Source organism: Achromobacter veterisilvae, assembly GCF_900496975.1.
Lineage (GTDB): Bacteria > Pseudomonadota > Gammaproteobacteria > Burkholderiales > Burkholderiaceae_B > Achromobacter > Achromobacter veterisilvae.
Genome location: NZ_UFQC01000011.1, coordinates 38,198 through 63,685 on the forward strand (window position 1 = coordinate 38,198; position 25,488 = coordinate 63,685).

General features: G+C 67.8%; 26 protein-coding genes. 5 read left to right on the top strand and 21 right to left on the bottom strand.

Annotated elements, in window-relative coordinates:
• Position 1 precedes the first annotated feature (1 nt).
• Positions 2–481 (bottom strand): MaoC family dehydratase, encoded by a 480-nt coding sequence (locus tag AVE30378_RS12015; protein WP_129241092.1) that lies wholly within the window; start codon positions 479–481, stop codon positions 2–4.
• Positions 478–1,725, bottom strand: a complete 1,248-nt coding sequence (locus tag AVE30378_RS12020; RefSeq protein WP_129241093.1) for a CaiB/BaiF CoA transferase family protein — start codon at positions 1,723–1,725, stop codon at positions 478–480. Before AVE30378_RS12020 ends, AVE30378_RS12015 begins: the two co-directional genes overlap by 4 nt.
• Positions 1,726–1,796: 71 nt before the next feature.
• Here AVE30378_RS12020 and AVE30378_RS12025 point away from each other — a divergent pair, with 71 nt between their 5' ends.
• Entirely contained in the window at positions 1,797–2,693 is an 897-nt protein-coding gene (locus AVE30378_RS12025) for a LysR family transcriptional regulator (RefSeq protein WP_244235024.1), read from the top strand.
• A gap of 31 nt (positions 2,694–2,724) precedes the next feature.
• On the opposite strand, the gene AVE30378_RS12030 is transcribed toward AVE30378_RS12025, so the two are convergent.
• The 17 genes from AVE30378_RS12030 to AVE30378_RS12110 all read right to left on the bottom strand — a co-directional run bounded on the left by AVE30378_RS12030 (position 2,725) and on the right by AVE30378_RS12110 (position 19,760).
• A complete protein-coding gene (locus AVE30378_RS12030) occupies positions 2,725–3,660 on the bottom strand; it encodes a dihydrodipicolinate synthase family protein (protein ID WP_129241095.1) in 936 nt (311 codons plus the stop codon).
• 47 nt (positions 3,661–3,707) lie between these two features.
• Positions 3,708–4,091 carry a RidA family protein gene (locus tag AVE30378_RS12035; RefSeq protein WP_129241096.1) on the bottom strand — a complete coding sequence of 128 codons (384 nt, stop codon included), beginning with the start codon at positions 4,089–4,091 and terminating at the stop codon, positions 3,708–3,710.
• Positions 4,092–4,106: 15 nt separating this feature from the next.
• Positions 4,107–5,330, bottom strand: a complete 1,224-nt coding sequence (locus AVE30378_RS12040; RefSeq protein ID WP_129241097.1) for a pyridoxal phosphate-dependent aminotransferase — start codon at positions 5,328–5,330, stop codon at positions 4,107–4,109.
• 39 nt (positions 5,331–5,369) lie between these two features.
• A complete protein-coding gene (gene accC / locus AVE30378_RS12045; RefSeq protein ID WP_129241098.1) occupies positions 5,370–6,728 on the bottom strand; it encodes an acetyl-CoA carboxylase biotin carboxylase subunit in 1,359 nt (452 codons plus the stop codon).
• Positions 6,718–7,179, bottom strand: a complete 462-nt coding sequence (locus AVE30378_RS12050) for an acetyl-CoA carboxylase biotin carboxyl carrier protein (protein WP_129241099.1) — start codon at positions 7,177–7,179, stop codon at positions 6,718–6,720. Before AVE30378_RS12050 ends, accC begins: the two co-directional genes overlap by 11 nt.
• A 1-nt stretch (position 7,180) precedes the next feature.
• Entirely contained in the window at positions 7,181–7,582 is a 402-nt protein-coding gene (locus AVE30378_RS12055) for an acetyl-CoA carboxylase biotin carboxyl carrier protein subunit (RefSeq protein WP_165360161.1), read from the bottom strand.
• A 13-nt stretch (positions 7,583–7,595) separates the two neighbouring features.
• Positions 7,596–8,399, bottom strand: coding sequence for an N-formylglutamate deformylase (gene hutG / locus AVE30378_RS12060; RefSeq protein WP_129241101.1), 804 nt, complete (start codon positions 8,397–8,399; stop codon positions 7,596–7,598).
• On the bottom strand, positions 8,396–9,400 hold the full coding sequence (locus tag AVE30378_RS12065) for a hydroxyacid dehydrogenase (RefSeq protein ID WP_129241102.1): 1,005 nt from the start codon (positions 9,398–9,400) through the stop codon (positions 8,396–8,398). The genes hutG and AVE30378_RS12065 overlap by 4 nt, the downstream gene beginning before the upstream one ends.
• Before the next feature lie 12 nt (positions 9,401–9,412).
• Entirely contained in the window at positions 9,413–10,699 is a 1,287-nt protein-coding gene (locus AVE30378_RS12070) for a Zn-dependent hydrolase (RefSeq protein ID WP_129241103.1), read from the bottom strand.
• Positions 10,696–12,390, bottom strand: coding sequence for an ABC transporter ATP-binding protein (locus tag AVE30378_RS12075; protein WP_129241104.1), 1,695 nt, complete (start codon positions 12,388–12,390; stop codon positions 10,696–10,698). Before AVE30378_RS12075 ends, AVE30378_RS12070 begins: the two co-directional genes overlap by 4 nt.
• 4 nt (positions 12,391–12,394) lie before the next feature.
• Positions 12,395–13,234: an ABC transporter permease gene (locus AVE30378_RS12080; protein ID WP_129241105.1), complete on the bottom strand. Its 840-nt coding sequence runs from the start codon at positions 13,232–13,234 to the stop codon at positions 12,395–12,397.
• A gap of 11 nt (positions 13,235–13,245) precedes the next feature.
• Positions 13,246–14,232, bottom strand: coding sequence for an ABC transporter permease (locus AVE30378_RS12085; protein WP_129241106.1), 987 nt, complete (start codon positions 14,230–14,232; stop codon positions 13,246–13,248).
• Between the two features lie 77 nt (positions 14,233–14,309).
• On the bottom strand, positions 14,310–15,914 hold the full coding sequence (locus AVE30378_RS12090; RefSeq protein ID WP_129241107.1) for an ABC transporter substrate-binding protein: 1,605 nt from the start codon (positions 15,912–15,914) through the stop codon (positions 14,310–14,312).
• Positions 15,915–15,987: 73 nt separating this feature from the next.
• Complete coding sequence (locus tag AVE30378_RS12095; protein WP_129241108.1) at positions 15,988–16,740, bottom strand: LamB/YcsF family protein; 753 nt, start codon at positions 16,738–16,740, stop codon at positions 15,988–15,990.
• 43 nt (positions 16,741–16,783) lie between these two features.
• Positions 16,784–17,785, bottom strand: a complete 1,002-nt coding sequence (locus tag AVE30378_RS12100; protein WP_129241109.1) for a 5-oxoprolinase subunit C family protein — start codon at positions 17,783–17,785, stop codon at positions 16,784–16,786.
• Positions 17,782–18,504, bottom strand: a complete 723-nt coding sequence (gene pxpB / locus AVE30378_RS12105) for a 5-oxoprolinase subunit PxpB (RefSeq protein ID WP_129241110.1) — start codon at positions 18,502–18,504, stop codon at positions 17,782–17,784. The genes AVE30378_RS12100 and pxpB overlap by 4 nt, the downstream gene beginning before the upstream one ends.
• 29 nt (positions 18,505–18,533) lie before the next feature.
• Positions 18,534–19,760 (bottom strand): pyridoxal phosphate-dependent aminotransferase, encoded by a 1,227-nt coding sequence (locus AVE30378_RS12110; protein ID WP_129241111.1) that lies wholly within the window; start codon positions 19,758–19,760, stop codon positions 18,534–18,536.
• Between the two features lie 272 nt (positions 19,761–20,032).
• Between AVE30378_RS12110 and AVE30378_RS12115 the strand changes: the two genes are divergently transcribed.
• Entirely contained in the window at positions 20,033–20,713 is a 681-nt protein-coding gene (locus AVE30378_RS12115) for a GntR family transcriptional regulator (protein WP_129241112.1), read from the top strand.
• A 20-nt stretch (positions 20,714–20,733) separates the two neighbouring features.
• Here AVE30378_RS12115 and AVE30378_RS12120 read toward each other — a convergent pair whose 3' ends face one another.
• Both AVE30378_RS12120 and AVE30378_RS12125 read right to left on the bottom strand, forming a co-directional pair.
• Entirely contained in the window at positions 20,734–21,501 is a 768-nt protein-coding gene (locus AVE30378_RS12120; RefSeq protein ID WP_129241113.1) for a slipin family protein, read from the bottom strand.
• Between the two features lie 51 nt (positions 21,502–21,552).
• Positions 21,553–22,953: an NfeD family protein gene (locus AVE30378_RS12125; protein WP_129241269.1), complete on the bottom strand. Its 1,401-nt coding sequence runs from the start codon at positions 22,951–22,953 to the stop codon at positions 21,553–21,555.
• Between the two features lie 246 nt (positions 22,954–23,199).
• Here AVE30378_RS12125 and AVE30378_RS12130 point away from each other — a divergent pair, with 246 nt between their 5' ends.
• The 3 genes from AVE30378_RS12130 to AVE30378_RS12140 all read left to right on the top strand — a co-directional run bounded on the left by AVE30378_RS12130 (position 23,200) and on the right by AVE30378_RS12140 (position 25,415).
• Complete coding sequence (locus AVE30378_RS12130) at positions 23,200–23,865, top strand: pyridoxamine 5'-phosphate oxidase family protein (RefSeq protein WP_129241114.1); 666 nt, start codon at positions 23,200–23,202, stop codon at positions 23,863–23,865.
• Between the two features lie 81 nt (positions 23,866–23,946).
• Entirely contained in the window at positions 23,947–24,462 is a 516-nt protein-coding gene (locus AVE30378_RS12135; protein ID WP_129241115.1) for a sigma-70 family RNA polymerase sigma factor, read from the top strand.
• Positions 24,459–25,415 (top strand): FecR domain-containing protein, encoded by a 957-nt coding sequence (locus AVE30378_RS12140; RefSeq protein ID WP_129241116.1) that lies wholly within the window; start codon positions 24,459–24,461, stop codon positions 25,413–25,415. Before AVE30378_RS12135 ends, AVE30378_RS12140 begins: the two co-directional genes overlap by 4 nt.
• Positions 25,416–25,488: the final 73 nt, after the last annotated feature.

The following is a 25,488-nucleotide window of genomic DNA, read 5'->3' on the forward strand; positions in this document are numbered from 1 at the left end:
CTCAGGCCCCGGGCCTGCCCGCCAGCATGCGCGTGGCCGTGTAGGACATCACCGGCTTGCCATGCTGGTTGCGGACTTCGATGGCGGACGTGACGACCGCCCGGTTGTGCTGCGAGGTCGGGCGCACGCCCGTCACTTCGATCTCGGCCCAGATGGTGTCGCCCGCGACCACGGGCGCCAGCATTTTCTTGTGGACTTCCAGCAGCGCCAGCCCGGTGCCCTGCACCATGCCCTGCATGATCAGGCCTTCGATCAGGCCATAGGTCAGCGCGCCGGGGGCGGGGCGTCCCTGGATGGCGCCGTGCGCATAGGTGGCGTCGATGAAAATCGTCTCCAGCATGCCGGTGACGCTGATGAAATTCACGATGTCGGTCTCGGTGACCGTGCGTCGGAACGTGTGGAAGCGCTGGCCCACGGCCAGGTCCTGCCAGTAATAACCCTGGCCGAGCTGTGCGATGGCGGGGTTGCGGTCTGCGGTCATGCGGGGTCCTTGTCGTTGGCTATGGGGGCGGAATGCGCGGCGCGGGCGGCGCCCGTTTCCAGCAGCGTGGAGATGCGGGCCTCGTCCAGGCCCGCCTGGCGCAGCACCTCGAGCGTGTGCTCGCCCAGGCGCGGCGGCATCGTGGCCTGCACCTGCGAATGTTGCAGGCGCACGGGGTTGCGGGGAAAGCGGTAGCGGCTGCCCGACGCGCTTTCCAGCGGCACGAAGAAATCCACGCTTTGCAGGTGCGGATCGGTTTCCAGGTCCTGGATCCGGTTGATGGGCGCGGCGGGAATCTCCAGCCGTTCGCACAGGTCCAGCCAATAGGCGGTGTCGTGCGCGGCGACGATTTCGGCCTGCAGTTCGTAGAGCGCCTCGATGTGCCGCGTACGCGCGGAAATATCGGAGAAGCGCGCGTCCTCCGCCAGATCCGGGCGATCCGCCGCGATGAAGAAATCGCGCCAATGCGTGTCGGTATAGGGCATCAGGCAGACGTGGCCGTCGGCCGTCCGGCACGGCCGGCGCCAGGGCGTGAGCACGCGCGGATAACCGGCCTCGCCCGGTTCGTCGGACAGGTGCCTGCCGTAGTAATGCTCGACCAGCGCATACGAGGCCATGCTCTCGAACATGGGGACTTCCAGCCGCTGCCCGGCGCCGGTCCGCTCGCGCTGGAACAGCGCGGCCAGGATGGCGTGCGCGGCGATCAGGCCGCAGGTCTTGTCGGCGGCCACCGTGGGCAGGTAGCGCGGCGTGCCGGTCTGGCGGTCCACGAGATCGGCAAAGCCGGACAGCCCCTGGATGATGTCGTCGTACGCGGGCCGGCCGTCGTAGGCGCCGCCCGCGCCGAAGCCGTACAGACCGGCATACACCAGCCGCGGGTTGCGCGCGCACAGGGTGTCCGGATCCAGCCCGAGCGCGGCCATCTTGGCGGGACGCATGCTGTGCATCAGCACGTCGGCCTGGTCCACCATCGTCAACAGCGCCTGCCGCGCCGCGGCCTGCTTCAGGTCCAGCACGATGCTGCGCTTGTTGCGGTTCAGGCCCAGGAAGATGGCGGCCAGCCCCGGTTCCTGCGCAGGGCCGGTGCGGCGCGTGGAGTCGCCGGACGGCGCTTCGACCTTGACGACGTCGGCGCCGTAGTCGGCGAGTATCTGCGACGCATAGGGACCGAACACCACGGATGTCAGGTCCAGGATGCGCACGCCGCCCAGCGCGCCGGCTTGGGAGAGGGAAGAGGCTGTCATGGCGGAAATGCTATCGGCCTCACGCATACGCGTCTAATATGGCTTAGGTATTGGGTGATATGGAATTTGTTATGGCTATCGATTTACGGCAGCTTCGGCAGTTCGTGACCATTGCGGAACAGGGCAGCTACCGGCGCGCGGCCGACCTGCTGCACATCGCGCAGCCCGCGCTATCGGTCTCGATCCAGAAGCTGGAGCATGCGGTGGGCGTGCCGCTGCTGGTGCGCGGCGCCAAGGGCGTGACCCCGACGCCCGCGGGACAGGCGCTGATGGCCGATGCCCGCCGCGCGCTGTTTCATTCCGACCAGGCGCGCCAGGCGGCCCGTCGCGTGGCGCTGGGTGAATGGGGAACGCTGCGGCTGGGTTTTGTCGGGTCGGCCACGTACATGCTGCTGCCGCGCTGCCTGCCGGCATTCCGGGCCCAGTATCCGGATTTGCAGCTCGATCTGCGCGAGGACAGCACGGTCGGGCTGGTGGCGATGCTGCGCGCCAACGATATCGACGCCGGCCTGGTGCGGGGCCCTCTGGCGGAAGACGCGGCGCTGGATTCCTGGGTGGTGGAGCGCGACGACCTGATCCTGGCGGTCCCGGCGGGGCATCCCCTGGCCTCGGGCGGCCCGGTCCGCCTGGAACGGGCGCGCGCCGAGAACTTCGTGCTCTATTCGCCTCTCAAGGTGCCGGGCCTGTATGGCGTGGCGCTGGCGCTGTGCCGCCGGGCGGGCTTTTCCCCGCGCATCAGCCAGGAGGCGATCCAGGTGCAGACGCTGGTCAGCCTGGTGGCCAGCGGCATGGGCCTGGCGCTGGTGCCGGGCGTGACGCGCGCCTATTCCACGCCCCATGTGGCGTTCGTGCCCCTGGCCGACGCCGATGCGCGGGGCGCGCTGTCGCTGTCGCTGGTGACGCACCGCGATACCTCGTGCGCGTCGGTGCTGCGGCTGCGCGACAGCATGCTGTCGCGCGCCGCCTGACGACGCCTGGCGCGGCGTCAGCCCCGGCCCTTCAGGCCAGCGCGGCCTCCAGCCTGCCGATCAGGCGGCCCAATTCGGCATGGTCCGTGGCGTCCAGCACCGGACCGGGACGGCGGACATAGGCGGAACGGATCGCGCCGCGCCGGCGCAGCGTTTCCTTGCGCAGGGCCAGTCCGATGCCGTACTGGAACTCATGGCGCAGCAAGGGCAGATAGATGTTGAACAGATCCTCCGCCTGCTCCGGCTCGCCGGCATGGAACAGCCGGCAGACCTGCACCAGCATTTCCGGATACGCGAATCCGGTCATGGCGCCATCGGCGCCGCGCAGCATTTCCTGAGGCAGGAACAGGCCGCCGTTGCCCACCAGGATGCTGATACGCCGCCTGCCGGCGGCCGCGCTTTGTTCGCGGACCTGGCTCAGCTTGCGCATGCCGGGAAAATCCTCGTGCTTGAGCATGACGATCTGCGGGAAAGCATCGACCAGGCGATGTATCACCGACACGGAAGTGTGCACGCCCGTGGACTGGGGAAAATCCTGCAGGCAGATCGGAATATCCCTACCTAGCTGCGTGGCGACGTTGGCGTAGTACGCGTAGACCTGGTCGTCCGTCTTCAGGTTCGGCACCGGCGCGACCATGACGCCGGCAGCGCCCAGCGACATCGCCTCACGCGACAGGCGCTCGACGTTGCGGTCCGACGCGTCGCTGACGCCCACGACCACCGGCACGCCGCCGCCGACGCGCTTCAGCACGCGTTGCATCACCGTGGTGGTTTCGGCCTCGGTCAGTTTGGGCGCCTCGCCCATCATGCCCAGTATCGTGAGGCCGGTTACGCCTTTCTCCAGATAGAAGTCGGTCAGGCTGTCGACGCTTTCCAGGTCCAGTTCGCCGTTGTCGGCGAACGGAGTGGCGGCGATGACGTAGACGCCTTTGGTTGTCTCGTTGATGAGCCCGCTGGGTGCGCTCATGATTGGAAATTCCTCCTGGATTGGAATGTTCTGCCCGCGCCGTCCGGCTACGCCTGGCGGGCGAGCAGCACCGCGTCCACTTCGATGTCGAATCCCGCGAAATTGGACTGGGTCAGCGTCCGCGCGGGGGGCGGATCGCCGACGTAGCCGGCGTAGATCGCGTCGAATTCCTTGGCATCCGCCGGGTTCTTCAGGAATACGTTCACCTTGACCGCGTCGCGCAGCGACAGGCCCGCCGCTTCCGCCGCGGCCTGGAGGTTGTCCAGGGCCATCCGCGCCTGTTCTGCGAACGGTTTGTCGCCGTGGCGGACATTGTGGATGTCGCGCGGGGTCTGCCCCGAGAGGAAAACCAGGCCCTGGGCCTGGATGGCGACGCTATAGGTGCCGGCGGGCGGCGGAGTGCGGTCGCTGGAAAAAGCCTGGCGTGTCATGGAAGTCTCCTGGATTCAAGCGCGGTAGCGGCGGACGAGTTCGGCCGTCCGCTCGATGGCGTGCAGCGCGGCGGCCCGGTTCTGCGAAAAGTTGAGGCGGATGCTGTCGCCGGCGTCCGGGCTGAACTCCGTGCCCGGGGTCACTGTCACGCCGGCCTGGCGGCGCAGGATGCGCACGAAATCCTGGGGGGCCACGGTCAGCCTGGGCAGCCTCGGAAACAGGTAGCTTCCCGCTTCGGGCGTGCGCGCCGCCACGCCGTCGACGGCGCGCAGCACTTGCAGCAGGTCGTCGCGGATGGCCTGGTGCTGCCCGATCCGTTCCTGCATATAGCCTTCGGGCTCCTCGAACCAGGTGCGCAGCACGGCCTGGCAGTAGCCGGGCGCCCGCAGCGAGACGATGGCCTGCAGCTTTTCCATGCGGTCGAGCAGTTTCGGGGCGCCGAAAGCCACGCCCAGCCGGTAGCCGCTCAGCGATTCGGTCTTGGACGGCCCCATGATGGTGATTACGTTGCCGGGGTCGATGCCGGCTGCGCGCAGGTGCGTATATTCGACGCCCGGATAGCGCAGGCGCGAGTACAACTGGTCGACGATGACGGTCGCGCCGTAGCGGTTGGCCAGCGCGGCGATCTGCCCGATCTCGTCCTTCGAATAGACCACGCCGGCCGGATTGTTCGGATTGGAGAACAGGAAGGTCTTCACCCCTGCCTTGAAGGCCGCCTCGAGCTGGTCCAGGTCCAGGCCCGCCCGGTCGGCATGGTTCAGGTAGTCCATCTCGATGGGAACGATTTCGCCGCCGATGAACTCGACCAGCTTGCGGTTGGCGAAGTAGTCGGGCCGCACGATGGCCACCTTGTCGCCGGGCGCGACGGTCGAGGCGATCGACAGGAACAGGGCGCCCTGCGTGCCCGGGGTGATGATGAGTTCATCCGCGCCCGAGACCGGACTGCCCGTGAACCGGGCCAGGTGCTCCGCCACCTGCATGCGCAGATCGGCGCGTCCGCGATATTCCGTATAGGCCTGTTCGCCGCCGCTCTCCACGCCGGCGACGAAGGCTTCCAGGGAACCCGGCGTGGGCGCGAACGCGTTTTCGTTCACATCGCCGTGTGAAAAGTCCACCGGCGTGCCGGGCAGGACGTCGCCTTTCAGCAGGGCATCCAGCCCGTCTCCGCGCTGGCGGACTTCCTGGCCGGGCGCGTTGTCGGTGGCCAGTCGGGCGAATTTCTGTTCGATCAAGCTCATGGGATTTCCTTTCAGTAGAGTGGAAATGGCGTGCGGTGACTAATGCCGGGCGGCTTGCCGTGATGCTATCCAGGATTCCAGGTGATGGATACCCGCGCCGCCCAGGCAAAATACAGGATCCGCGAACAAGTCGCGGTGCAGCGGGAGATTGGTGTCGATGCCGTCCACGACAGTCTCGCGCAATGCGACGCGCATGCGGGCCAGGGCTTGCTCGCGCGTGTCGCCGAACGCGATGAACTTGCCGATCATCGAATCGTAGTGCGGCGGCACCGCATAGCCGGCGTAGGCATGGGAATCGACCCGCAAGCCGGGCCCGCCCGGCGGCCGCCAATGGGTGATGCGGCCCGGGCTGGGCAGGAACGAGGCAGGGTTTTCGGCATTGATCCGGCATTCGATAGCGTGGCCCTGGCGGCGGATCTGGTCCTGGCGCCAGGGCAGGGGCTCTCCGGCGGCGATGCGGATCTGCATCTGCACGATGTCGATGCCGGTGGTCAGTTCCGTGACGGGGTGTTCGACCTGCAGGCGCGTATTCATTTCAATGAAGTAGAACTCGCCGTCTTCATACAGGAACTCGAAGGTGCCCGCGCCCCGGTAGCCGATCGACCTGCAGGCGCTGGCGCAGCGCTCGCCGATCGTCTCGATCGCCTGGCGGTCGACCCCGGGGGCGGGAGACTCCTCCACGACCTTCTGGTGCCGCCGCTGCATGGAGCAGTCGCGCTCGCCCAGCCACACGGCCTGGCCGTGATGGTCGGCGAGGACCTGGATTTCGATGTGCCGGGGTTTCTGCAGGAACCGCTCCATATACAGGTCCGGGTTGCCGAAGGCCGCCAGGGCTTCGGCGCGCGTCGTTTCCACCGCCGCCTGCAGGGCGTCTGCGGATTCGACCACCCGCATGCCCCGGCCTCCGCCGCCGCCCGCCGCCTTGACGATCAGCGGGAAGCCGATGCGCTCGGCCTGCTGCGCGATGGCCGCGGCGTCGGTGGACAGCACGCCATCCGATCCGGGCACGCAGGGCACGCCCGACCGCAGCATGGCCTGCTTGGCCTGGACCTTGTCGCCCATCTTGCGGATCGCCGCCGGTGTCGGGCCGATGAAGGCCATGCCCGCGGCCTCGACGGCTTCGGCGAAGTCCCCGTTCTCGCTGAGGAACCCATAGCCGGGATGAATGGCCTGGGCGCCCGTCAGCCTGGCGGCGGCGAGGATGACGGACGCATTCAGATAGCTGTCCGCCGAGGGCGCGGGCCCGATGCACAGCGCCTCTCCAGCCAGCCGCACGTAAGACGCGTCGCGGTCCGCTTCGGAATGCACGACGACGGTCTGGATGCCCAGTTCGTGGCACGCCCGTTGTATGCGCAAGGCGATTTCGCCGCGATTGGCGATGAGGATCTTACGAAACATGCGGCACCTCTCCCGGTTCGACGATGAACAGCGCCTGGCCCTGTTCGACCATCTGTCCGTCCTCGCAGAGCACGCGCGCGACCGTGCCGTCTTGTCCGGCGGCAACCTCGGTCAACATCTTCATGGCTTCGATGACGCACAGGGGCGCGCCGGCCGCCACCCGGCTTCCCTCGCGCGCCAACGGTTCGCCGCCCGGGCTGGCAGCCCGGTAGAACGTGCCCGCCATCGGGGCGGCGACCGTATGCGGGGCCGGCGCCGCGTCGGCCGCGGGCATTTCCGGAATCGGGCCGCCGGCAAGGGGGGCGGCCTCCCGGGCTTGCGCGGAGCACGCGCCGTCCGCGCGCCGCCGGACGCGGACGCTGAAGGCCGGCTCGCTGACATAAAGCTCGGCGATGCGCTCTTCGGCGGCGAGGTCGATCATGTCGTGGATCAATTGGGTATTCTGGGTCATCTCAGCGTCGGGTGGGCTTGAGTTGGAACAGGGGCATGCCGTAATCCACGATCTGGCCATCGGCCGCGAGCACGGCGTCTATCGTCCCGCCCGCGGGCGCATGCACGGGGGCGAGGCTTTCGTCCAGCGCCACCAGCGCGAGCAATTGGCCTTCCGCCACCTCGTCGCCCGGTTCGATCCGGACGGGCAGCCTGTCGTCGTGGACGAGCCGCAGCAGGCCCAGCGTGGCGCTGCGCACGGCGATGGAGGAGGCGTCGGCGCTGGAGGCGGCCTCCGGCGCGCACGGCGCGCCGGTCTCGATCCGGATGCTGACCAGGCGGTCTCCCTCCTGGATCTCCACCGATTCGATGCCGCGCAGGTGCAGCCGGCGCGCGTACGCGCGGATGTCGGAAAGGGTCGTCATGGCAGCCGTCCGTTCATTGCAGGCCATCCAGCGCCCGCAAGGTGTTCCTGACCATGCTTTCCACGGTGGGCAGCACCGCGGCAGCCAGGTCCTCGCGATAGGCGTACGGCTCTGCTTCGTCCATGTAGAGGTGCCGCGACATTTCGAGTTGCACGGCATGCACGCCGGACCCGGGGCGGCCGTAGTTGCGCGTGATGTGGCCTCCCTTGAAGCGCGCGTCGGCCACCCAACTGAACGGGCTGGCGCCGGCCGCCGCGACCGCGGCTTCGCGCAGCGCGGGCGCGCATGCGGCGCCGCTGAATGTGCCGATGTTCAGATCGGGCAGCCGGCCTTCGAACAGTCGGGGCAGCACGTTGGCGATCGAGTGCGCTTCCCAGAGCAGGACGTGGGCATGCTTCTCCCGCAAGCGCGACAGTTCCTGCAGCAGCGCATCGTGGTAGGGCTGCCAATACTGTGCGACGCGCTGCGCGGTCTCTGCTTCATCCGGCAGATCGGCGCCGTCGCGGTACAGGGCCTCTCCGAGAAAGCTCTCGGTGGGGCACAGGCCGGTGGTGGTGGTGCCGGGGTAAAGGCTGGCGCCGTCGGCGGGCCGGTTGACGTCGATGATGTAGCGCGAATAGTTGGCCTGCAGCACCGAAGCGCCCATCGCCCGGGCGAAATCGTAGAGCCGGGCAAGATGCCAGTCGGTGTCCGCGATCTTGTGGGCGGCCGGGGTCATGCGGCGCTTGAACGGCTCGGGTAGGCACTCGCCGCCGTGGGGAATGGAAATGAGCAGGGGCAGATGGCCCTGGGTCAGGCTGACGATGGGGAGAGTCATGGCTGGCGCTCGGAAAGGAGGGAAGTGGCGGGGCGCCGGCGGCGGTCCCAGGCCTGCGGATGCACGAGGTGGGGCGGTTGGCGGCCGGCAAGCACGGAAAGAATCTGTTCGGCGCATTGGCTGGCGGTGGCCTCCAGGGCCTCCTGCGTGGAGCCGGCGACGTGGGGCGTGAGCACGACGTTGGGAAGCCCGGCCACCGCCGATCCCGCCGGCAGCGGTTCCGTTTCGAAGACGTCCAGGCCGGCGCCGAACAGGCGTCCGCCGCGTAGTGCGTCCGCCAGCGCGGATTCATCGATGAGCCCGCCCCGGGACGTATTGACGACGATGGCGCCGGGTTTCATCAGTTGCAGCGCGGCCGCGTCCAGCGTGTGCCGGGTGTCGTCGCGCAGCGGACGGTGCAGCGATACGACGTCCGACGCCCGCAGCAGTTCCTGCAGCGTTTCGACCCGCGTTGCGCCGGAGAGCTGCGAGCCGTCGGCGGGCAGGCTGGGCGACCAGACGATCACGCGCATGCCCAGCGCCTGCGCGGCCATGCCGCACAGCAGGCGGCCGGTGCGGCCCCAGCCCACGATGCCCAACGTCTTTCCGCAGAGCGAGAACATGGGTTGCTCGTACTTGAAGCGCCAATGGCCCGCGCGCGTGGCGGCATCGGCCTGCACGGCCTGGCGGGCGGTGGCGAGCATCAGCATCAGCGCATGCTCCGCGACGGAGCGCACGTTCGCCTCGGGAGTGAAAACGACGGGTATGCCCTTCGAAGCGGCGTGGGCGACATCTATCTTGTCCGTGCCCGTGCCGTGGTTGGCGATGACGCACAGGCGCGGCGCGGCATCCATGAGGGCCGCGGGCAGGCTGTCGCGGACGATGACCGCGTCGGCATCGGCGATGGCTTCGCGCAGGGAGTCCAGGCCGGGGCCGGGGGATAGCCGCGCCTCCACGCCCGCGTCGCGCAGGATCTGCGCGCCTATGGGATGGATGGGTTGCGCTATGACGCAAATCGGCATGATGAAAGATCCTCAGATGGGGGAGCGGTTGTGTGGTCCGGCCAGTCCGGCGCGCAGGGCGAGCACCCGGCCCAGGCTCCGGACGCCCGAGGCGAAGTCATCCATATCCATGGCCTCGTCCGGGTTGTGGCTGCCGTTGGCGTTGCGCACGAACAGCATGGCGGTGGGAATCCCCCGGTTGGAGAAGGTCGCGGCGTCATGCCCCGCTCCGCTGGGCAGCAGGCGGGGCTGCACGCCCGACGCGAGCGCGGCATCGCGCAGCGCCTGCTGCAGGGCTTCGTCCATGACCGCGGGCTGGCTGCCCGATACCGGTCCCCATTCGAAGCGCACGCCATGCGAAGCTTCCAGTTCGCCGGCCGTCTTCAGCAGCAGCGAATCCAGCAGCCGCAGGGTGTCGACGCTGCGGGAGCGCATGTCGACGCAAAAACTCACCTGCCCGGGCACTTTGCTGAAATCGGCCTGCCGGGCATCCGTATTCACCTGGCCGAAGGTCAAGGTCAGCTCATGGCCCGCGGCTTCCAGGTCGCGCCATTCGCGCTGGAGGCGTTCGATCAGGGCCGCCAGCGCGACGACGGCATCCTGGCGGTGGGTGCGCGGCGTGGCGCCGGAATGCGCATACCGGCCCTTTACCTGCGCCTGCCGGTAGCGGTGGCTGCCGCAGATGCCGGTCACCACGCCGAGGGCATGGCCGTCTCCTTCCAGGACCGGGCCCTGCTCGATGTGCAGTTCGACAAAGCAGTCGATGGCCTCCGGGCGCAGCGCGGCCTCGCCCCTGGCGATCGCCTCGGGCTGCCCGCCCAGTTCGCCGATGTGCTCCGACAGCGTGCGGCCGGTGTCGGCGCGGCGGCTGGACAGGGCTTGCGGGCTCAGCAGGCCGAACGCGGACGTGCTGCCGATGTAGGAAACCGGGAACCAGGCGCTTTCCTCGGCCCGGACGCCCATGACCGTGACGTCGCGGTCGGGCTGGGCGCCGTCCCTGATCCATCCGGCAAGGACCGCCAGGCCGGCGACGACGCCGGCGGCGCCGTCATAGTTCCCGCCCCTGGGAACGGAGTCCAGGTGGGAGCCCGTCATGACGACGGGCTTGTCCCGGTGCCGTCCCGGCAGCGTCAGGTACAGGTTGAGCGCCGCGTCGCGGCGGATTTCCAGGCCCAGGCGCTGCGCGGTGTCCGCCATCAGGGCGTGGGCGCGCTGTTCGCCGGCGCCGTAGGTGTCTCGGGTGATGCCTGTGCCGTCGAAGCTCAATGCGTGCAGTTGTTCGAACAGGCGCGCGGCCAGGGCCATGTCGGGTTCTATCATGGGAGTTGGGGGGCCAGGGCCGCGTCGTTCAGGGATTCGGAATTCAGGATGGCGGCGCCGGGATCCCAGCCGCGCCCGGGCATGGCCGCGATGAGCTGCCGCGTATAGGCGTCCTGGGGCGCGTCGAAAATCTGCGCCGGAGGGCCTTGCTCGACCACCCGGCCGCGGTGCATGACCAGCAGGTGGTCGCAGATCTGCGCTGCCACGCGCAGGTCGTGGGTAATGAAGATCAGCGCCAGTTGCAGCCGCTGCTGGACGTCGTGCAGCAGCTTGAGCACCTGCGCCTGCACCGAGACGTCCAGCGCGGAGACGGATTCGTCGGCCACGATCAGTTTCGGCTCCATCGCCAGGGCGCGCGCGATGCCCACGCGCTGGCGCTGGCCGCCGGAGAACTCCCCGGGATAGCGGTCGAATGCGGAAGGATCCAGTTCCACCAGTTGCAGCAGCTCGCGGGCCCGCTTTTCGGCCTGCTGGCGCGAAACGCCGCTGGCGAGAGGCCCGTCGCAGAGGATCCGGCCCACCGTTTGCCGCGGATTGAGCGAGGCGAACGGATCCTGGAAGATCATCTGGATGTTCCGCCGTTTTGGCCTGAACTGCGCCTCGGACAAGGGCGCGATGTCCTGGCCGTCGAAGAGCATCTGGCCGCCGTCGATGTCCAGGAGCTTGAGCAGGCATTTCCCGATGGTGGACTTGCCGGACCCGGATTCGCCGACGATGCCCAGGGTTTCGCCGCGCCGGACCGTGAAGCTCACGTCATTGACGGCGTGGACGACGCGGCCCTTGCGGAACAGACCGCCGCCCACGGCGTAGGTCTTGTGCAGGTTCTGGACCCGCAGGACGGAGCTGCCCGCCGGCGCGGCGCGCTCGGAGGGCGACGCGCGATGGCGGGGAACGGCGCCGATGAGCCTGCGGGTATAGGGGTGCTGCGGACGGTTCAGGACCTGTTCCGCCGTGCCTTGCTCGACGAGTATTCCCTTTTCCATGACGGCGACCCGGTCGGCGATCTCCGCGACGACCCCGAAGTCATGGGTGACGAACATCACGCCCATGCCCTTGTCGCGCTGGATGCGGGCGATCAGCGCAAGAATCTGCGCCTGCGTGGTCACGTCCAGCGCGGTGGTGGGTTCGTCGGCGATGAGCAGTTTGGGTTCGAGCGCCAGCGCCATCGCGATCATGACGCGTTGGCGCTGGCCTCCCGACAGCCGGAAGGGCCAGGCGTGGCGGATGGCGGCGGGATCGGGCAGGCCCACCAGTTCCAGCAATTCGAGCACGCGCTTTTCCCTGGCCTCGCCCGGGTAGGCGCCGTGGACGCGCATGACTTCCGCGATCTGTTCGCCGACGGTCAGCAGGGGATTCAGCGCGGACAGCGGTTCCTGGAAGATCATGGCCATGTCGCGTCCGCGCATGCCGCGCAGGACGTCCTCGTCCAGCGCCAGCAGGTCGCGGCCGCCCAGCAGGATCTGCCCGCCTTCGGGACGGAGATAGTGGGGAAGCAGGCCCATGATGGCATTGGCGCTCATGGACTTGCCGGAACCGGACTCTCCCACGATGCACAGGATTTCGCCCGCGTGGATGTCGTAGGAGATGTCCCGGACGGCATAGGGGCGGTCGCCGCCCGCGGGGAGGGCGATGCTCAGGTTCCTGATGGAGAGCAGCGGCGGATCGGAAGGGGGCAATGTTTGCTTGGTCACGGGGTCAGGCTCCACGCTTGCGGAGTTGCGGGTTGAGAGCGTCGTTCAGACCCTCGCCGATCAGGTTGATGGCCAGCACGGTCAGCATGATCGCGAGACCCGGCCACAGGCTCATCCACTGCGATTCGCGCAGCATGGTGCGCGCGGCGCCGATCATGTAGCCCCAGCTCATGAGATTGCGGTCGCCCAGGCCGAGGAACGACAGCGCCGATTCGGTCAGGATGGCGGTGGCGGTCATGAGCGATGCCGTCACGATGATGGGCGAGGCCGTGTTGGGCAGGATCTGGGTCAGGATGATGCGGCTGGGCCGCTGGCCGATCACGACGGCGGCCTGCACGAATTCGCGCGTCTTCAGCGTCATGAATTCGGCGCGGACCAGGCGGGCGACGGGCGGCCAGGAGACCATCGCGATCGCGCCGACGATGGAATACAGGGAGGGCTTGAATATCGCCACCAGCACCATGGCCATCGCCAACTGAGGCACCGTCTGGAAGAACTCGGTCGCGCGCATCAGGGCGTCGTCCACCCACTTTCCGTAGTACCCGGCGAGTGCGCCCACCAGAATGCCGACGAACACCGCCACCAGGGTCGAGATGACGCCGATCATGAGGGAGACGCGGGCGCCGTACGCCAGTCCCGCGGCGATGTCGCGGCCCAGCATGTCCGTTCCCAGGAGATAGGCGGGATCGGTGAAGGGCTTGATGAGGGGCTGGGCCACCATCATCCACGGCGATTCTTCATAGAGGACCGACGCCGACGCGCCGACCGCGATGACGATCAGCAGCAGGAGCGTGCCGGCGGCGGCGCCGCGGTTGGCAAGGAATCTGTTCAGGAATTTCTTCATGGCGGTGTCCTTCAGCTTTCCTGGGTGCGCGGATCGACGAAGCGATAGATCAGATCGGTGAGCAGGTTGAACACCACGACCATGGTCGACGTGATCAGGAAAACGCCCAGCAGGAGCTGGTAGTCGCGCTGCAGCAGGGCGTCGAACATCAGGCGTCCGATGCCGGGCCAGCCAAAAACGGTTTCGGTCAGCACGGCTCCGCCGGCCATCTGTCCCAACTGGATCCCGGCGAAGGTGACGACGGGCAGCAGGGCGTTGCGCAGCGCGTGGTGGCGGATGATCTGGTTCACGGGCACGCCTTTCGCGCGCGCCGTCTTGATGAAGTCCATGCCCAGGACCTCGAGCATCGAGGCGCGCGTCAGGCGCGCGTAGACCGCCATGAAGAAGCAGCCCAGCGAGACCGTGGGAAGGACGAGATGCGTGGCGATGTCCTTGACCCTGGCCCAGCCCGCCAGGCCGCTGCCTACCGTCTCCATGCCGAATGGCGGCAGCCAGCCCAGTTGCAGCGAGAAGAAGATGATCGCGAGCAGGGCCAGCCAGAACTGGGGCGTCGCGTAGATCAGCAGCGATGCCGTCATCAGCACGCTGTCGATCCAGGGATGCTTGCCCTGGTAGCGGCAGCGCGAGGCGACGATGCCGAACAGCACGCCGAACAGCAGCGCGAAGACGAATGCGCAGGCCATCAGCAGGAGGGTGGCGGGCAGCCTGTCCATGATCAGGTCGAAGACCGGCAGCCGTTCGCGGTACGAATAGCCGAGGTTGAACTGCGCCACGCCTTTCAGGTAGGTCGCGAGCTGGACGTAGACGGGCTTGTCCAGGCCGAATTGCTGGCGCAATTGCTCGACGTAGGCCGGATCCGAAGACCCCGATTCGCCGGCGAGCACGGCGGCCGGATCGCCGGGCGCCATGCGGATCAGCATGAAGTTGATGATCACCACGCCCAGGATGACGAATAGGGCTTTGCTCAGGCGCGAGACCAGGAAGGACAATTTCTGCATGCGTTCGATTCCACGGTGTTCTGACGTTCGGGGGCCCGCGCCCTGGGGTGGGCGCGGGACCGCGCGGCCGCCGGTTGTTACTTGTCCAGGTACACGTCCGCGAAGGTGTCGTGCAGGCCGATGGCGGACTTCACCAGGTTGTGGACCTTGCTGCTGTAGAGCGTGGGGTTCTCGATTTCGAACAGGTAGCCATTGGCCACGTCCGCGACCAGTTGGCGCTGGATCTCGTCGTAGAGCTTCTGGCGCTCTTCATTGGACGTGGTGGTCGCTGCCTTGTCCCACAGGGCGTCGACGGCCGGGTTCTTGTAGCCCTGGTTGTTGACGAAGGCGGATCCCTTGACGATGTTGCGCTCCAGATAAAGGCGCGAGACGCCCAGCGCCGGGTCGCCGTACTGCGACGTAAAGCTGAAGGTCAGATCGAAGTCGAAGTCGGAGACGCGCTTGGACCACGTGCCGGCGTCCGCGGGCTCGATCTCCACCTTGAAGCCGACCTGCTCCAGGCTCTGGCGGGTGTACTCGCCCAGCCGGTCCCATACCGCTCCGTAGGGATAGGAAAGAATCTTGATCGGCGTCTTCGAGAGATCCACGCCGGACTCCTTGATCAGCGCGCGGGCGGCTTTCAAGTCATATTGGTACGGCGGGACCTTGGCGTCGTAGAAGGGCGTGCCGGACGAAATCGGGCCCGTGGCGATCTTGCCCAGGCCGAAGAAGATGTTGTCGACCACGAACTTCCGGTTGACGGCCGCCATTACGGCGCGGCGCACCAGCACGTTGTCGAAGGGCGGCTTGCGCTGGTTCATCTGCATGTAGGCCTGGGGCGAGAACATCTCCCAGCCGCTGGTGGTGTACTGCACGTTCGGCAGGGCCTTCAGGCGGCGCACGTCGACGCTGTCGGCGTCGCCGCTGCGCAGCACCTGCACGTCGCCGCGCTCGAATGCCACCGCGCGCGAGGCGGCGTCGGGAATGACGTTGAACACGATCTCGTCCAGGTAGGGCTTTCCTTTTTGCCAGTAGTCGGGATTGCGCGCCAGGATGATGTACGAGCCCCGCTTCCATTCCTTCAGCTTGAAGGGGCCGGTGCCGATGGGCGTCTGGTTGGCGGGGTTGGTCTTGTAGTCCGTGCCGTCGTAGATGTGCTTGGGCACCATCGGCATGTTGTCGCTGACGAACGCCTTCAGGAACGGGGCGAAGGGCTGCTTGAGGCGGATCTCCACCTTTTCCGGGTTCACCGCGGTGACCGATTCGACGAACTGGGTGATGATGACGCGGGCGCGCGGGTGGACCTCGCGCAGGAACTTGTCGATGGAGAACACGACGTCGTCGGCGGTGAAGGGCTTGCCGTCGTGCCACTTGACGCCGGATTGCAGTTCGAAGACATAGACCTTGCCGTCGTCGGAGACCGACCACGATTTGGCGAGTCCCGGGGCGGGTTCCAGCGCCGGCGTCCAGGTCAGCAGGCTTTCGTAGATCTTGCCCGCGACGTATTGCGTCGGGATTTGCTGGTTGAGGCCCAGCATGAGCATGGGCGGTTCGGGCTGGACGATGGCGCGCAGAGTGCCGCCTTGGGTCTGCGCCTGCGCGCTGTTGCCGGCGAAGGCGAGGGCGGCCGCGAGCGCCAGCGCCAGGAGGGGGCGCTTGCCGCGGGAGGGGGCCAGGGATGAGGTAGCCAGGGCAGAGTACATGCGGGTCTTTCCTTGAGAGGGGACTGGGCTTTCGCCTTCAGGATGAGCGGAATGTGGCCGGTGCTGCGTTTCGTCAGATTGTCTTGACCGCGATGCCCTCGGCCTCCAGGGCGGTGCGGATCTGGCTTGCGAACTGCACGGCGCCGGGCTGGTCGCCATGTATGCATAGGGTGTCGGCTGCGATGGGGACGTCCTTGCCCGAGAGCGAGCGCACCACGCCTTCCTTCACCATGCGCCTGACCTGGGCGATGGCCTGCCCGACGTCCTCGATCATGGCGTTGGGCTGGGAACGGGGGGTGAGCGTGCCGTCGTCCTGATAGGTGCGGTCCGCGTAGACCTCGAAGACCGTGGGCAGGCCGAGATCGCGGGCGGCCCGCGCGATCGCGGCGTTGGCGACGTAGATCGGCAGCGTCGGATCCAGGTCGTGCACCGCGCGCGCCACCGCGTTCGCCAGCTCCGGATCGCGGGCGGTCATGTTGTAGAGGGCGCCATGCGTCTTCACATGGTGCAGGCGGCCGCCCTGGGAGCGGGCAAAGGCGTCCAGCGCGCCGACCTGGTAGACCACCAGGGCATAGACTTCGTCCGGCGTCATCGCCATGGCCCGGCGGCCGAAGCCCTGCAGGTCCGGCAGCCCCGGATGCGCGCCGATGGCGACGTTGGCCGCGATGGCCGCGCGGACGGTCTTGAGCATGACGTCGGGATCGCCGGCATGGAAGCCGCAGGCGATGTTGGCGGAAGTGACGTGCGAAAACAGTTCCAGGTCCTGGCCCATGACCCAAGGCCCGAAGCTTTCGCCCATGTCGCAGTTGATATCGATGGATGGCATAGTGGTTTCTCCTGGGATCGTCAGAGGCGCGGAAACGGGTGGGTCAGGATTCCAGCGCCCGCGCGGCGGCGTGGCGCAGGTGCTGCAAGCGTTCTTCGAAGTCCCGCCAGGCGTTTTCGGCGTCCGCCTGCGTGACGGTTTCGAAACGCAGGCCGTCGCCCGGCATGGCCTGGGCGAGCAGCGGCAGGTCGGCGCTGGCGACGTAGCCGATCTTCGGGTAGCCCCCCGCGCTTTGGCGGTCCGCCATCAGGACTATCGGCTGGCCGTCGGGAGGGACCTGCACGGTGCCGAAGGCCGTGGCTTCCGAAACCAGCTCCATCGGCTGTTCGAGCATCAGGGCCGGGCCTTGCAGGCGTATTCCCATGCGGTCGGATTGAGGCGTGACCTGGTATTGCCGGCTTTCGAAGTCCGCGCGGGCGGCCGCCGTGAACGCCTGCCAGTGCGGGCCGGGGATGACGCGCAGCAATCCTGCGGGCCTGGCCGGCGGCGACACGTCCACGGGCAGGGCCGACAGCATGGGCAGCCCGCTTTGCACCATCCGGCGTTCGATGGGCAGGGCGGGGGCGGTCCGGCGCTGGGCGCTCAGCGGCACGTGGTCGCCCTTGCGCAGCGGCCGGCCGTGGAAGCCGCCGAATCCGGCGCGCACGTTGGTGCTGCGGCTGCCCAGCACGGGTTCGGGCGCCAGGCCGCCCCGCACCGCCAGGTACAGGCGCGCGCCGGCGGTGCGCGCGCCGATGTCCAGGACCACCCCGCGGCGCAGCAGCACCGCCTGCCCATAGGGCACGGGCTGTCCGTCGGCGGTCACGTTCATGGGGGCGCCGCACAGGGCGATCAGCGTGTGTTCGGAAAAGGATAGACGCGGTCCGTTGAGGGTGCATTCGAGCACGGCCGCGTCCTCGGGATTGCCGACGAGCGCATTGGCCGCGCGATGCGACCATTCGTCCATCGGTCCGTTGACGGATACGCCGTACTGCTGGTGTCCCAGGCGCCCCGTGTCCTGCAGCGTGCTGAACATGCCGGGGCGTTCGACGAGCATGGTTCTCATGGACGCGGCTCCAGCAGATCCCGGAATTCGTCGGGAGTGATCGGCTTGAATCTCAACTGGTCTCCAAGGCGCAGGCGCGTCGGCGGATCCTGTCGCACGTCGAAGAGATTCCACGGGGTGCGCGCGATGACGTTCCAGCCGCCGGGCGATGCATCCTGGTAAATCGAGGACAGGCCGTTGGCGATGGCGACCGAACCGGCCTCGACGCGCGTGCGCGGCGAACTCCGGCGTCCGATCTTCAGGCGCGGGTCCAGCGGCCCGGCGAAGGGATTGCCGGGAGAGAAGAAAAAGGCGTAGAGCGTGAGCGGCGCGCCGCAATGCAGTTCGATCGTTTCGTCCACGGTCAGGCCGCAATGCCGCGCGACATCCTCCAGGTCGGGACCGAACTCGCCGCCATAGCAGGCCGGTATCTCGATGGCGCGGCCTTCGGTGGACAGCACCGGCAAGTCCTGCGCCAGCAGGGATTCGAGATGGCGCGTCAATTGCGCGGAAGGAAGCTCCGCGCCTTTCGGAAAGGCCGCCGGCTGGAAATGCACGGCGACGGTGGTGAACGCGGGCACCACGTCGATCACACCCGGCGGCTTGCTGGCGGCCAGCAGGGCGGCGACGGCGTGCACGGCCCGGCTGGTCTCGACGTCGGCCTGTTCGCCCAGGCGGATCAGCAGGCAACGGTCGCCGACCGGCTCGATCCGCGCATCGCGCAAGGCCGCGGGTTTCATGGAGGGGGCTGTGGGGAGCACGATGCTTGTCAGTCGCGGGTGAGCAGCGCGCACGCCGCGACGATCTGCTCGCAGGCGAGCTTGAGGCGTTCGTCGGACAGGGCGAACGCCAGCCGCAGGTAGGGCGCCAGCCCGAACGCCGTGCCCGGGACGACCGCCACGCCCGCCTCTTCGATCAGGTAGCGGGCAAGGTCGGCGTCGGTCGATATCCGGTCTCCCTTGGGCGTCCGGGCGCCGATGGCGCCGGCGCAATTGGCGAACAGGTAGAAGGCCGCCGGCGGACGAGCGACGGTCAACAGGGGAGCGGCCCCTTGCAGGATGGACAGGGCCATGTCCCGGCGGGCGCGGAGCCGGTCGCGCCAGCCGTCCAGGAATTCCTGCGGGCCGTCGAGGGCCGCGGCCGCGGCGACCTGGCTGACCGATGACGGGTTGCTGGTGCTTTGCGATTGCAGCAATTCCAGCCCCTTGATCAGCCAGGCCGGGCCGCCCGCGTAGCCCAGGCGCCAGCCGGTCATGGCGTAGGTCTTGGAGACCCCGTTCACCGTCAGGGTGCGTTCGCGCATGTCGGGCGCGGCCTGCACGAACGAGGTGAATTCGCCTTCGTACACGATCTTCTCGTAGATGTCGTCCGACAGGACCATGAGCCGCGGATGCCGGCGGACCACGTCCGCCAGGGCGCGCAGCTCGTCGCGCGTGTAGAGCGCGCCCGACGGGTTGCACGGGGCGTTGAGGATCAGCCAGCGCGTGCGCGGCGTAATGCGGGCGGCAAGCTCTTCGGGCGTGATCTTGAAGTTCCGGCCTTCGCCGGGCGTGACCACGACGGGCTCGCCGCCCGCGATCTTCACCATTTCGCTGTAGGAAACCCAGAACGGCGCCACGATGATGGCTTCGTCGCCGGGGTCGATGGTCGCCAGCATCGCGTTGAACAGGATCTGCTTGGCGCCGGTGGCCGCGATCACTTCCGATTCGGTGTAGTCGAGCCCGTTGTCGCGCGCGAACTTGCGCACGATCGCGGCCTTCAGGGCCGGGGAACCGCCCACGCCGGTATAGCGGGTATGGCCGTCCACGATTCCCTTGATCGCCGCGTGCTGGATATGCGCGGGTGTGTCGAAATCCAGTTCCCCTTCGCTCAGGCTGATGATGGAGCGGCCTTGGGCGGCCAGGCGGCGGGCCAGTTCGCTGACCGCGCCGGTCGCCGAGGGGCTGGCCGCGGAAAGACGGTCGGACAAACGCAAATCGAGGTGGGCAGTGGTCATGTGGAACCCGGGAACGGCGTGGATGGAAACCTGATCTTGCGTGGTATACAAGAACAAGTACATTCGGTATACCACCTATATACCTATATTTGATAACATTGGAGTTACTTTAAGGTTTTGCGCTGAAAACGGGGAGACATGGCTTTTCCCATCGCGCGCAGCGGCACCGGGCAGCCGACCGGCACAGGCTTTCCGGGACGGAGCGGGCTGGCGTTGCTTTTGACGAATATGTGCCAAACTGCATTTTTTGGAATCGGGCGCGAACAGGAGCCATGACTACGGGTCAACTCACAGAACAAGATGGCCAGGAGGCCGAAAGCAACGGCAAGGGATTGGCGAATCAGGCGTACGACGCCCTGGTCGACCTGATCCTGTCGCGTGAGCTGAAACAGGGCGAGCAAGTGCAGGAGCGCATGCTCGCGCAAAGGCTGGGCGTGTCGCGCACGCCGCTGCGCGAAGCCATGCACCGGCTCGAAGGCGAGCGGATGCTCGAACGCAAGTCCAATAACCGCCTGTTCGTGCGCCAGGTCACGCTGCAGGAGCTCATGGAGGGGCTCTATATACGCAGGATGCTGGAGTCGGACGCGGCGGCCCGGGCGGCCGGCAACGTGCCGGCGGACAAGCTGGCCGACCTGCGCAAGCGCATAGAGGCCTTGATGAACATGGATTCTCCGGCGGATCCGCTGCACCAGCAGTTGGACGCGGAGCTGCATGGGCTGATCGCCGAATACTGTGGCAACGAGCTGCTGGCCGGCATGATCGCCAATCTGCGGCAGAAGACGCGGATGTTCTCGCTCAAGCGGCTCGAAAAACGCATGGTGCCCGTCTGTGGCGAGCACATGGCGATGATCGACGCGCTGGCCAGAGGGGACGCCGAGGCCGCCTCCGCCGAAACGATGCGCCACATCGACAACATACGGCAGTCCATCATCGACAAGCTGGCCGGCATGTAGCGCGGCGGGCCGCGCCGCCCTTACGCCTCGCCCTTCGCGGCGAGGTTCCGCAATATCTGGCCGAGTTCGGTGGGGAAGGGGAAGACGATGGTCGAGTTGTTCTGCGTGCCGATCATGGCCAGCGTGCTCAGGTAGCGCAACTGCATCGCCTCAGGCTGCTGCGACAGCGTGCGCGCGGCGTTCAGCAGCATCTGCGCGGCCTGCTCTTCGCCCTCGGCATGGATGACCTTGGCGCGCCGCTCGCGTTCCGCCTCGGCCTGCCGGGCGATGACCCGCACCATGCCCTCGTTCAGGTCGATGTGCTTGATCTCCACGTTCGCCACCTTGATACCCCAGGCGTCGGTCTGCGAATCGAGGATTTCCTGTATATCGTTGTTCAGCTTGTCGCGTTCCGAGAGCATTTCGTCGAGATCGTGCTTGCCCAGCACGGAGCGCAGGGTCGTCTGCGCCAGTTCGCTGGTCGCCTGCCGGAAGTTCTCGACCTGGATCACGGCGCGTTCCGGGTCGATCACGCGGAAGTAGATGACGGCGTTCACCTTGACCGATACGTTGTCGCGCGAAATCACGTCCTGGCTGGGCACGTCGAACACGGCCATGCGCTGGTCCACGCGCACCATCTGCTGGACCACGGGAATCATCAGGATCAGCCCGGGACCCTTGACGCCGGTGAAGCGGCCCAGCGTGAAGATCACGCCGCGCTCGTATTCGCGCAGGATGCGGACCGCCAGCGCGAACAGCGCGAGGGCCAGCACGAGAATGGGGCCGTAGAAGGCAAGGTTCATCAACATGGCAGACTCCTGAAAAGTGAGGGTTCGGCGTCGCCGGACGGGGGCGGGGCGCTACGCGGGCTCCCGGGGCGGCGGCGGGCCGGCATCCGTCCGCACGTGCAATGTCAGTCCTTCGGCCGACGCGATCACCACTGTGTCGCCGGCCGCCAGCCCGGCCGGACCGACCGCGCGCCAGCGTTCTCCGGCGGCGGACACATAGCCTTGCGCGCCGGTCCAGCTCAGCACCCTGGCGGGCTGGCCGGCCAGCGCCTCGACGCCGCTGACGATCGGGGCCCGGCGGGAACGCAGCGCCAGCCGGCCGATCAGGAAGGTCATCCCCAGGCTCGCCACGGCGACGCCCGCCACCATCGGTAGCGAAACCTCGTACGCCGGCGTATCGGTGTCGATCAGCAGGAGCGCGCCCAGCACGAAGGAGATTGCGCCTCCTATGCCCAGGATGCCGAGGGAGGGGGTGAAGATTTCGGCCACCATCAGAGCCATGCCCAGCACCGCCAACGCGACGCCGGCATAAGTCAGGGGCAGCGCGGACAAGGCGTACAGACCGATCAGCAGGCAGATCGCGCCCAGGATGCCCGGAAACAGCGAGCCCGGGCTCATGAACTCGAAGATCAGTCCATACACCCCCACCATCAGCAGCATGAGCGCCAGGTTGGGGTTCGTGATGACGCCCAGCAGGCGCGTGCGCCAATCCGGCTCGCGCTCCTGGAGCGTGAGCCCCTTGGTATGCAGCGTCACCTCGTTGTTGCCCACCTTGACAGTGCGTCCGTCCGCCTTGTCCAGCAGGTCCGGCAGGTCGTCGGCGATCAGGTCGATCACATTCTGCGCGCGCGCTTCGCCGGCCGACAGGCTGGCCGCCGAGCGGACCGCCTGCTCCGCCCAGTCCGCGTTGCGCCCGCGCAGCGCGGCGAGCGACCGGATGTAGGCAACGGCGTCGTTGATCGCCTTGGACTCGCTCGCGTCCTTGGGCGGCGAGGGCGGCTGCTTTTTGTCGTCGTCCGTCGCGGGTTTCCCGCTGGCCGGGTCCGGCGGCCGGGCAGGATTGCCGCCCAGCGAAATGGGCGTGGCCGCTCCCAGATTCGTCGCGGGCGCCATGGCCGCGAGATGGCTCGCGTAAAGAATATAGGTGCCGGCGCTGGCCGCGCGCGAACCGTTGGGCGCCACGTAGGCGATCACGGGGACCGGGGAGGCGAGGATCGCGCGGATGATGTCGCGCATCGAGGCGTCCAGGCCGCCGGGGGTGTCGATGCGCAGCACCGCCACCGCCGCATTCTGCTGGCTCGCGGCGGCCAGTCCGCGGATCAGGTAATCCGCCGTGGCGGGGCCGACGATGCCGTCCAGGGACAGCACGACGGCAACCCTGGGGCCGTCGCCGGGGGGCTGGGCGTGCGCGCCGGCCGCAGCGATGGCGGCCGCCGCCAATAGCGCGGCAAGGCCGCAAAGCCTGCGCAGCATCGAACAGGTTCCGGACGTCAGGCTCTGGAATAGGGCAGCCATGAGCGGGTCTCCTCCGACGGGCAGCGCCGGCGGCGGAACCGCCGTCCCTGCCTGTCCAGGGTACACCCTTTACGCCCGGATTCAGAAAATCGTAAGAATTTCAGGGCTCCAGGGGTGTAATGGACAATAAACGATATTGGTTCTCATTTATAATTGACCGCGCCAACGGCGGATTCCCGCCTACGCCCACATCAGGAGCAGTCGATGAACGGATCGCCAATTGCCGGCCCCGAAGGGGCGACGACGCCTGACGCCGAGCACGATCTCGAATCGGAGGCCGCGCTGCGCGGCGTCTACGCCAAGCCGCCCGCGGCGGTGGTCAACAAAACGATCGACCGGCTTGACGAGCACGCCCGCAGCTTCATCGCGCTGTCGCCTTTCTTCTGCATCGGCAGCAGCCGGCCGGGGGCGCTGGCCGACGTGTCCCCGCGCGGCGGGGAACCCGGGTTCGCGCACGTGCTGGACGACCGGCACCTGGCATTTCCCGACCGGCCGGGCAATAACCGCCTGGACACCCTGACCAACCTGGTCCACGCGCCGGCGGTGGGGCTGCTGTTCTTCATTCCGGGCATCGACGAGATGCTGCGGGTCAATGGCGTGGCGCGGGTATCGGTCGAGGAGGGCCTGATGCGGCGCTTCGTGGTGCAGGACAAGCGGCCGCGTTCGGTGGTCGTGGTGCAGGCCCTGGAGGTCTACCTGCATTGCAGCAAGGCGCTGAAGCGGGCCGACCTCTGGAACCCGGACAAGCGCGTGCCGCGCTCGGCGCTGCCCTCGCTGGGGCAGATGTTCCGGGATCAGCTCAAGACCGTCTTTCCGGCGCGGCTGATCGACTTCGCGTTGAAGCAGGACGCGAAGCGCAACCTGTACTGAGGGCGCGGCATTGCCGGCATGCGGGTTTGTGGCGATAATTGCGATTAATTCCCATTACTGAAAATTGGACCGCGCCTTGCCATGCCTTTCCCCGAGCAGACTTCCGCCGTCGCCGTGCAGCGTCTCTACGACGCGCATCACGGCTGGCTGTTCGGCTGGCTGCGCCGGCGGCTGGGCAATAGCGCCGACGCCGCCGATCTGGCCCAGGATACGTTCGTCGGGCTGCTGAGCGCCTATCGGCGCCGCGCCATGCCGGAACTGCACGAGCCGCGGGCCTACCTCACCACCATCGCCAAGCGCCTCATGGTGGACCTGTACCGGCGCCATGCGCTGGAGCAAGCCTACCTGGAGGCGCTGGCCGCCATGCCGGCGCGGCACGCCCCGTCCGAAGAGCAGCGCCTGGCGGTACTGCAGACCCTGCGCGAAGTGGACGCCTTGCTGGCGGCCCTGCCGGACAAGGTCCGCGCCGCGTTCCTGCTCTCGCAACTGGACGGGCTGACGTACGAACAGATCGCCGTCGAGATGGGCGTCAGCGTGCGCACGGTCAAGCGCTACATGGCCGAGGCCTTCAAACATTGCATCCTGGCGGCGCCATGACGTCCGTGCCGGACACCATCGATCCCAAGATAGCGGGCGAAGCCGCCGATTGGCTGGTGCGGCTGCATTCGGGCCGGTTTTCCGAAGCCGACCGGCAGGCCTGTGAGCGCTGGCGCCAGCGCAGCGACGAGCACGACCGCGCCTGGACGCGGGCGCAAGCCGTGCTGGCCAAGCTCGGCGGCCTGCCGCCGGGCCTGGGGCGCGCCGCGCTGGGCGCGGGGGCGTCGCGCAGGGCGGGGATGCGCGTATTGACCGGCCTGATCGTCGCGCTGCCAGCCGGCTGGCTGGCATGGCGCGCGGCGCCCTGGCAGGCCTGGACGGCCGACTACGCCACGCGCAGCGGCGAGCGCCGGCGGATCGAGCTGCCCGACGGCAGCCTGCTGGTGCTCAACACGGCCAGCGCCGTGGACCTGGACTATTCGGACGCCCAGCGGCTGGTGTTGCTCAGGGAAGGGGAAATCCTGTTGCGCACCGCCCGCGCCTCGCCGCCCGATCCCCGGCCTTTGCTGGTGCGCACCGCCGAGGGCAGCGCGCAGGCGCTGGGCACCTACTTCAGCGTCCGGCAGTTGGATGCGCGCAGCCGGGTCGCCGTGATCGAAGGGCGGGTGCGCCTGCTGCCGCGCGCGGCGCCCGCCGACGTCGTCTTGACGGCCGGGCAGTACGCCGATTTTTCCGCCACGCAGGTGCAGCCGCCGCAGGCCAGCCAACATCCTCCGCAAGCCTGGCTCGACGGGGTGTTGTACGCCGACGGCATGCGGCTGGCGGATTTCCTGCAAGAACTGTCGCGCTACCGCCCCGGCCTGCTGCGCTGCGATCCCGAGGTCGCCGGCCTGCGCATTTCCGGCGGGTTCCAGGTGGACGACACCGACGCCGTGCTGCTGGCCGTATCCCGCAGCCTGCCGGTGCGGCTGGTCTTCCGCAGCCGGTACTGGGTGACCGTCGTTCCAGCCTGACGGCGAGCAGTTGCCCGGGGGCAGCAAGCGCGCATAGCGTGCGCGGCGTGAGGGCTTTTTTTTGCCGCCGGGC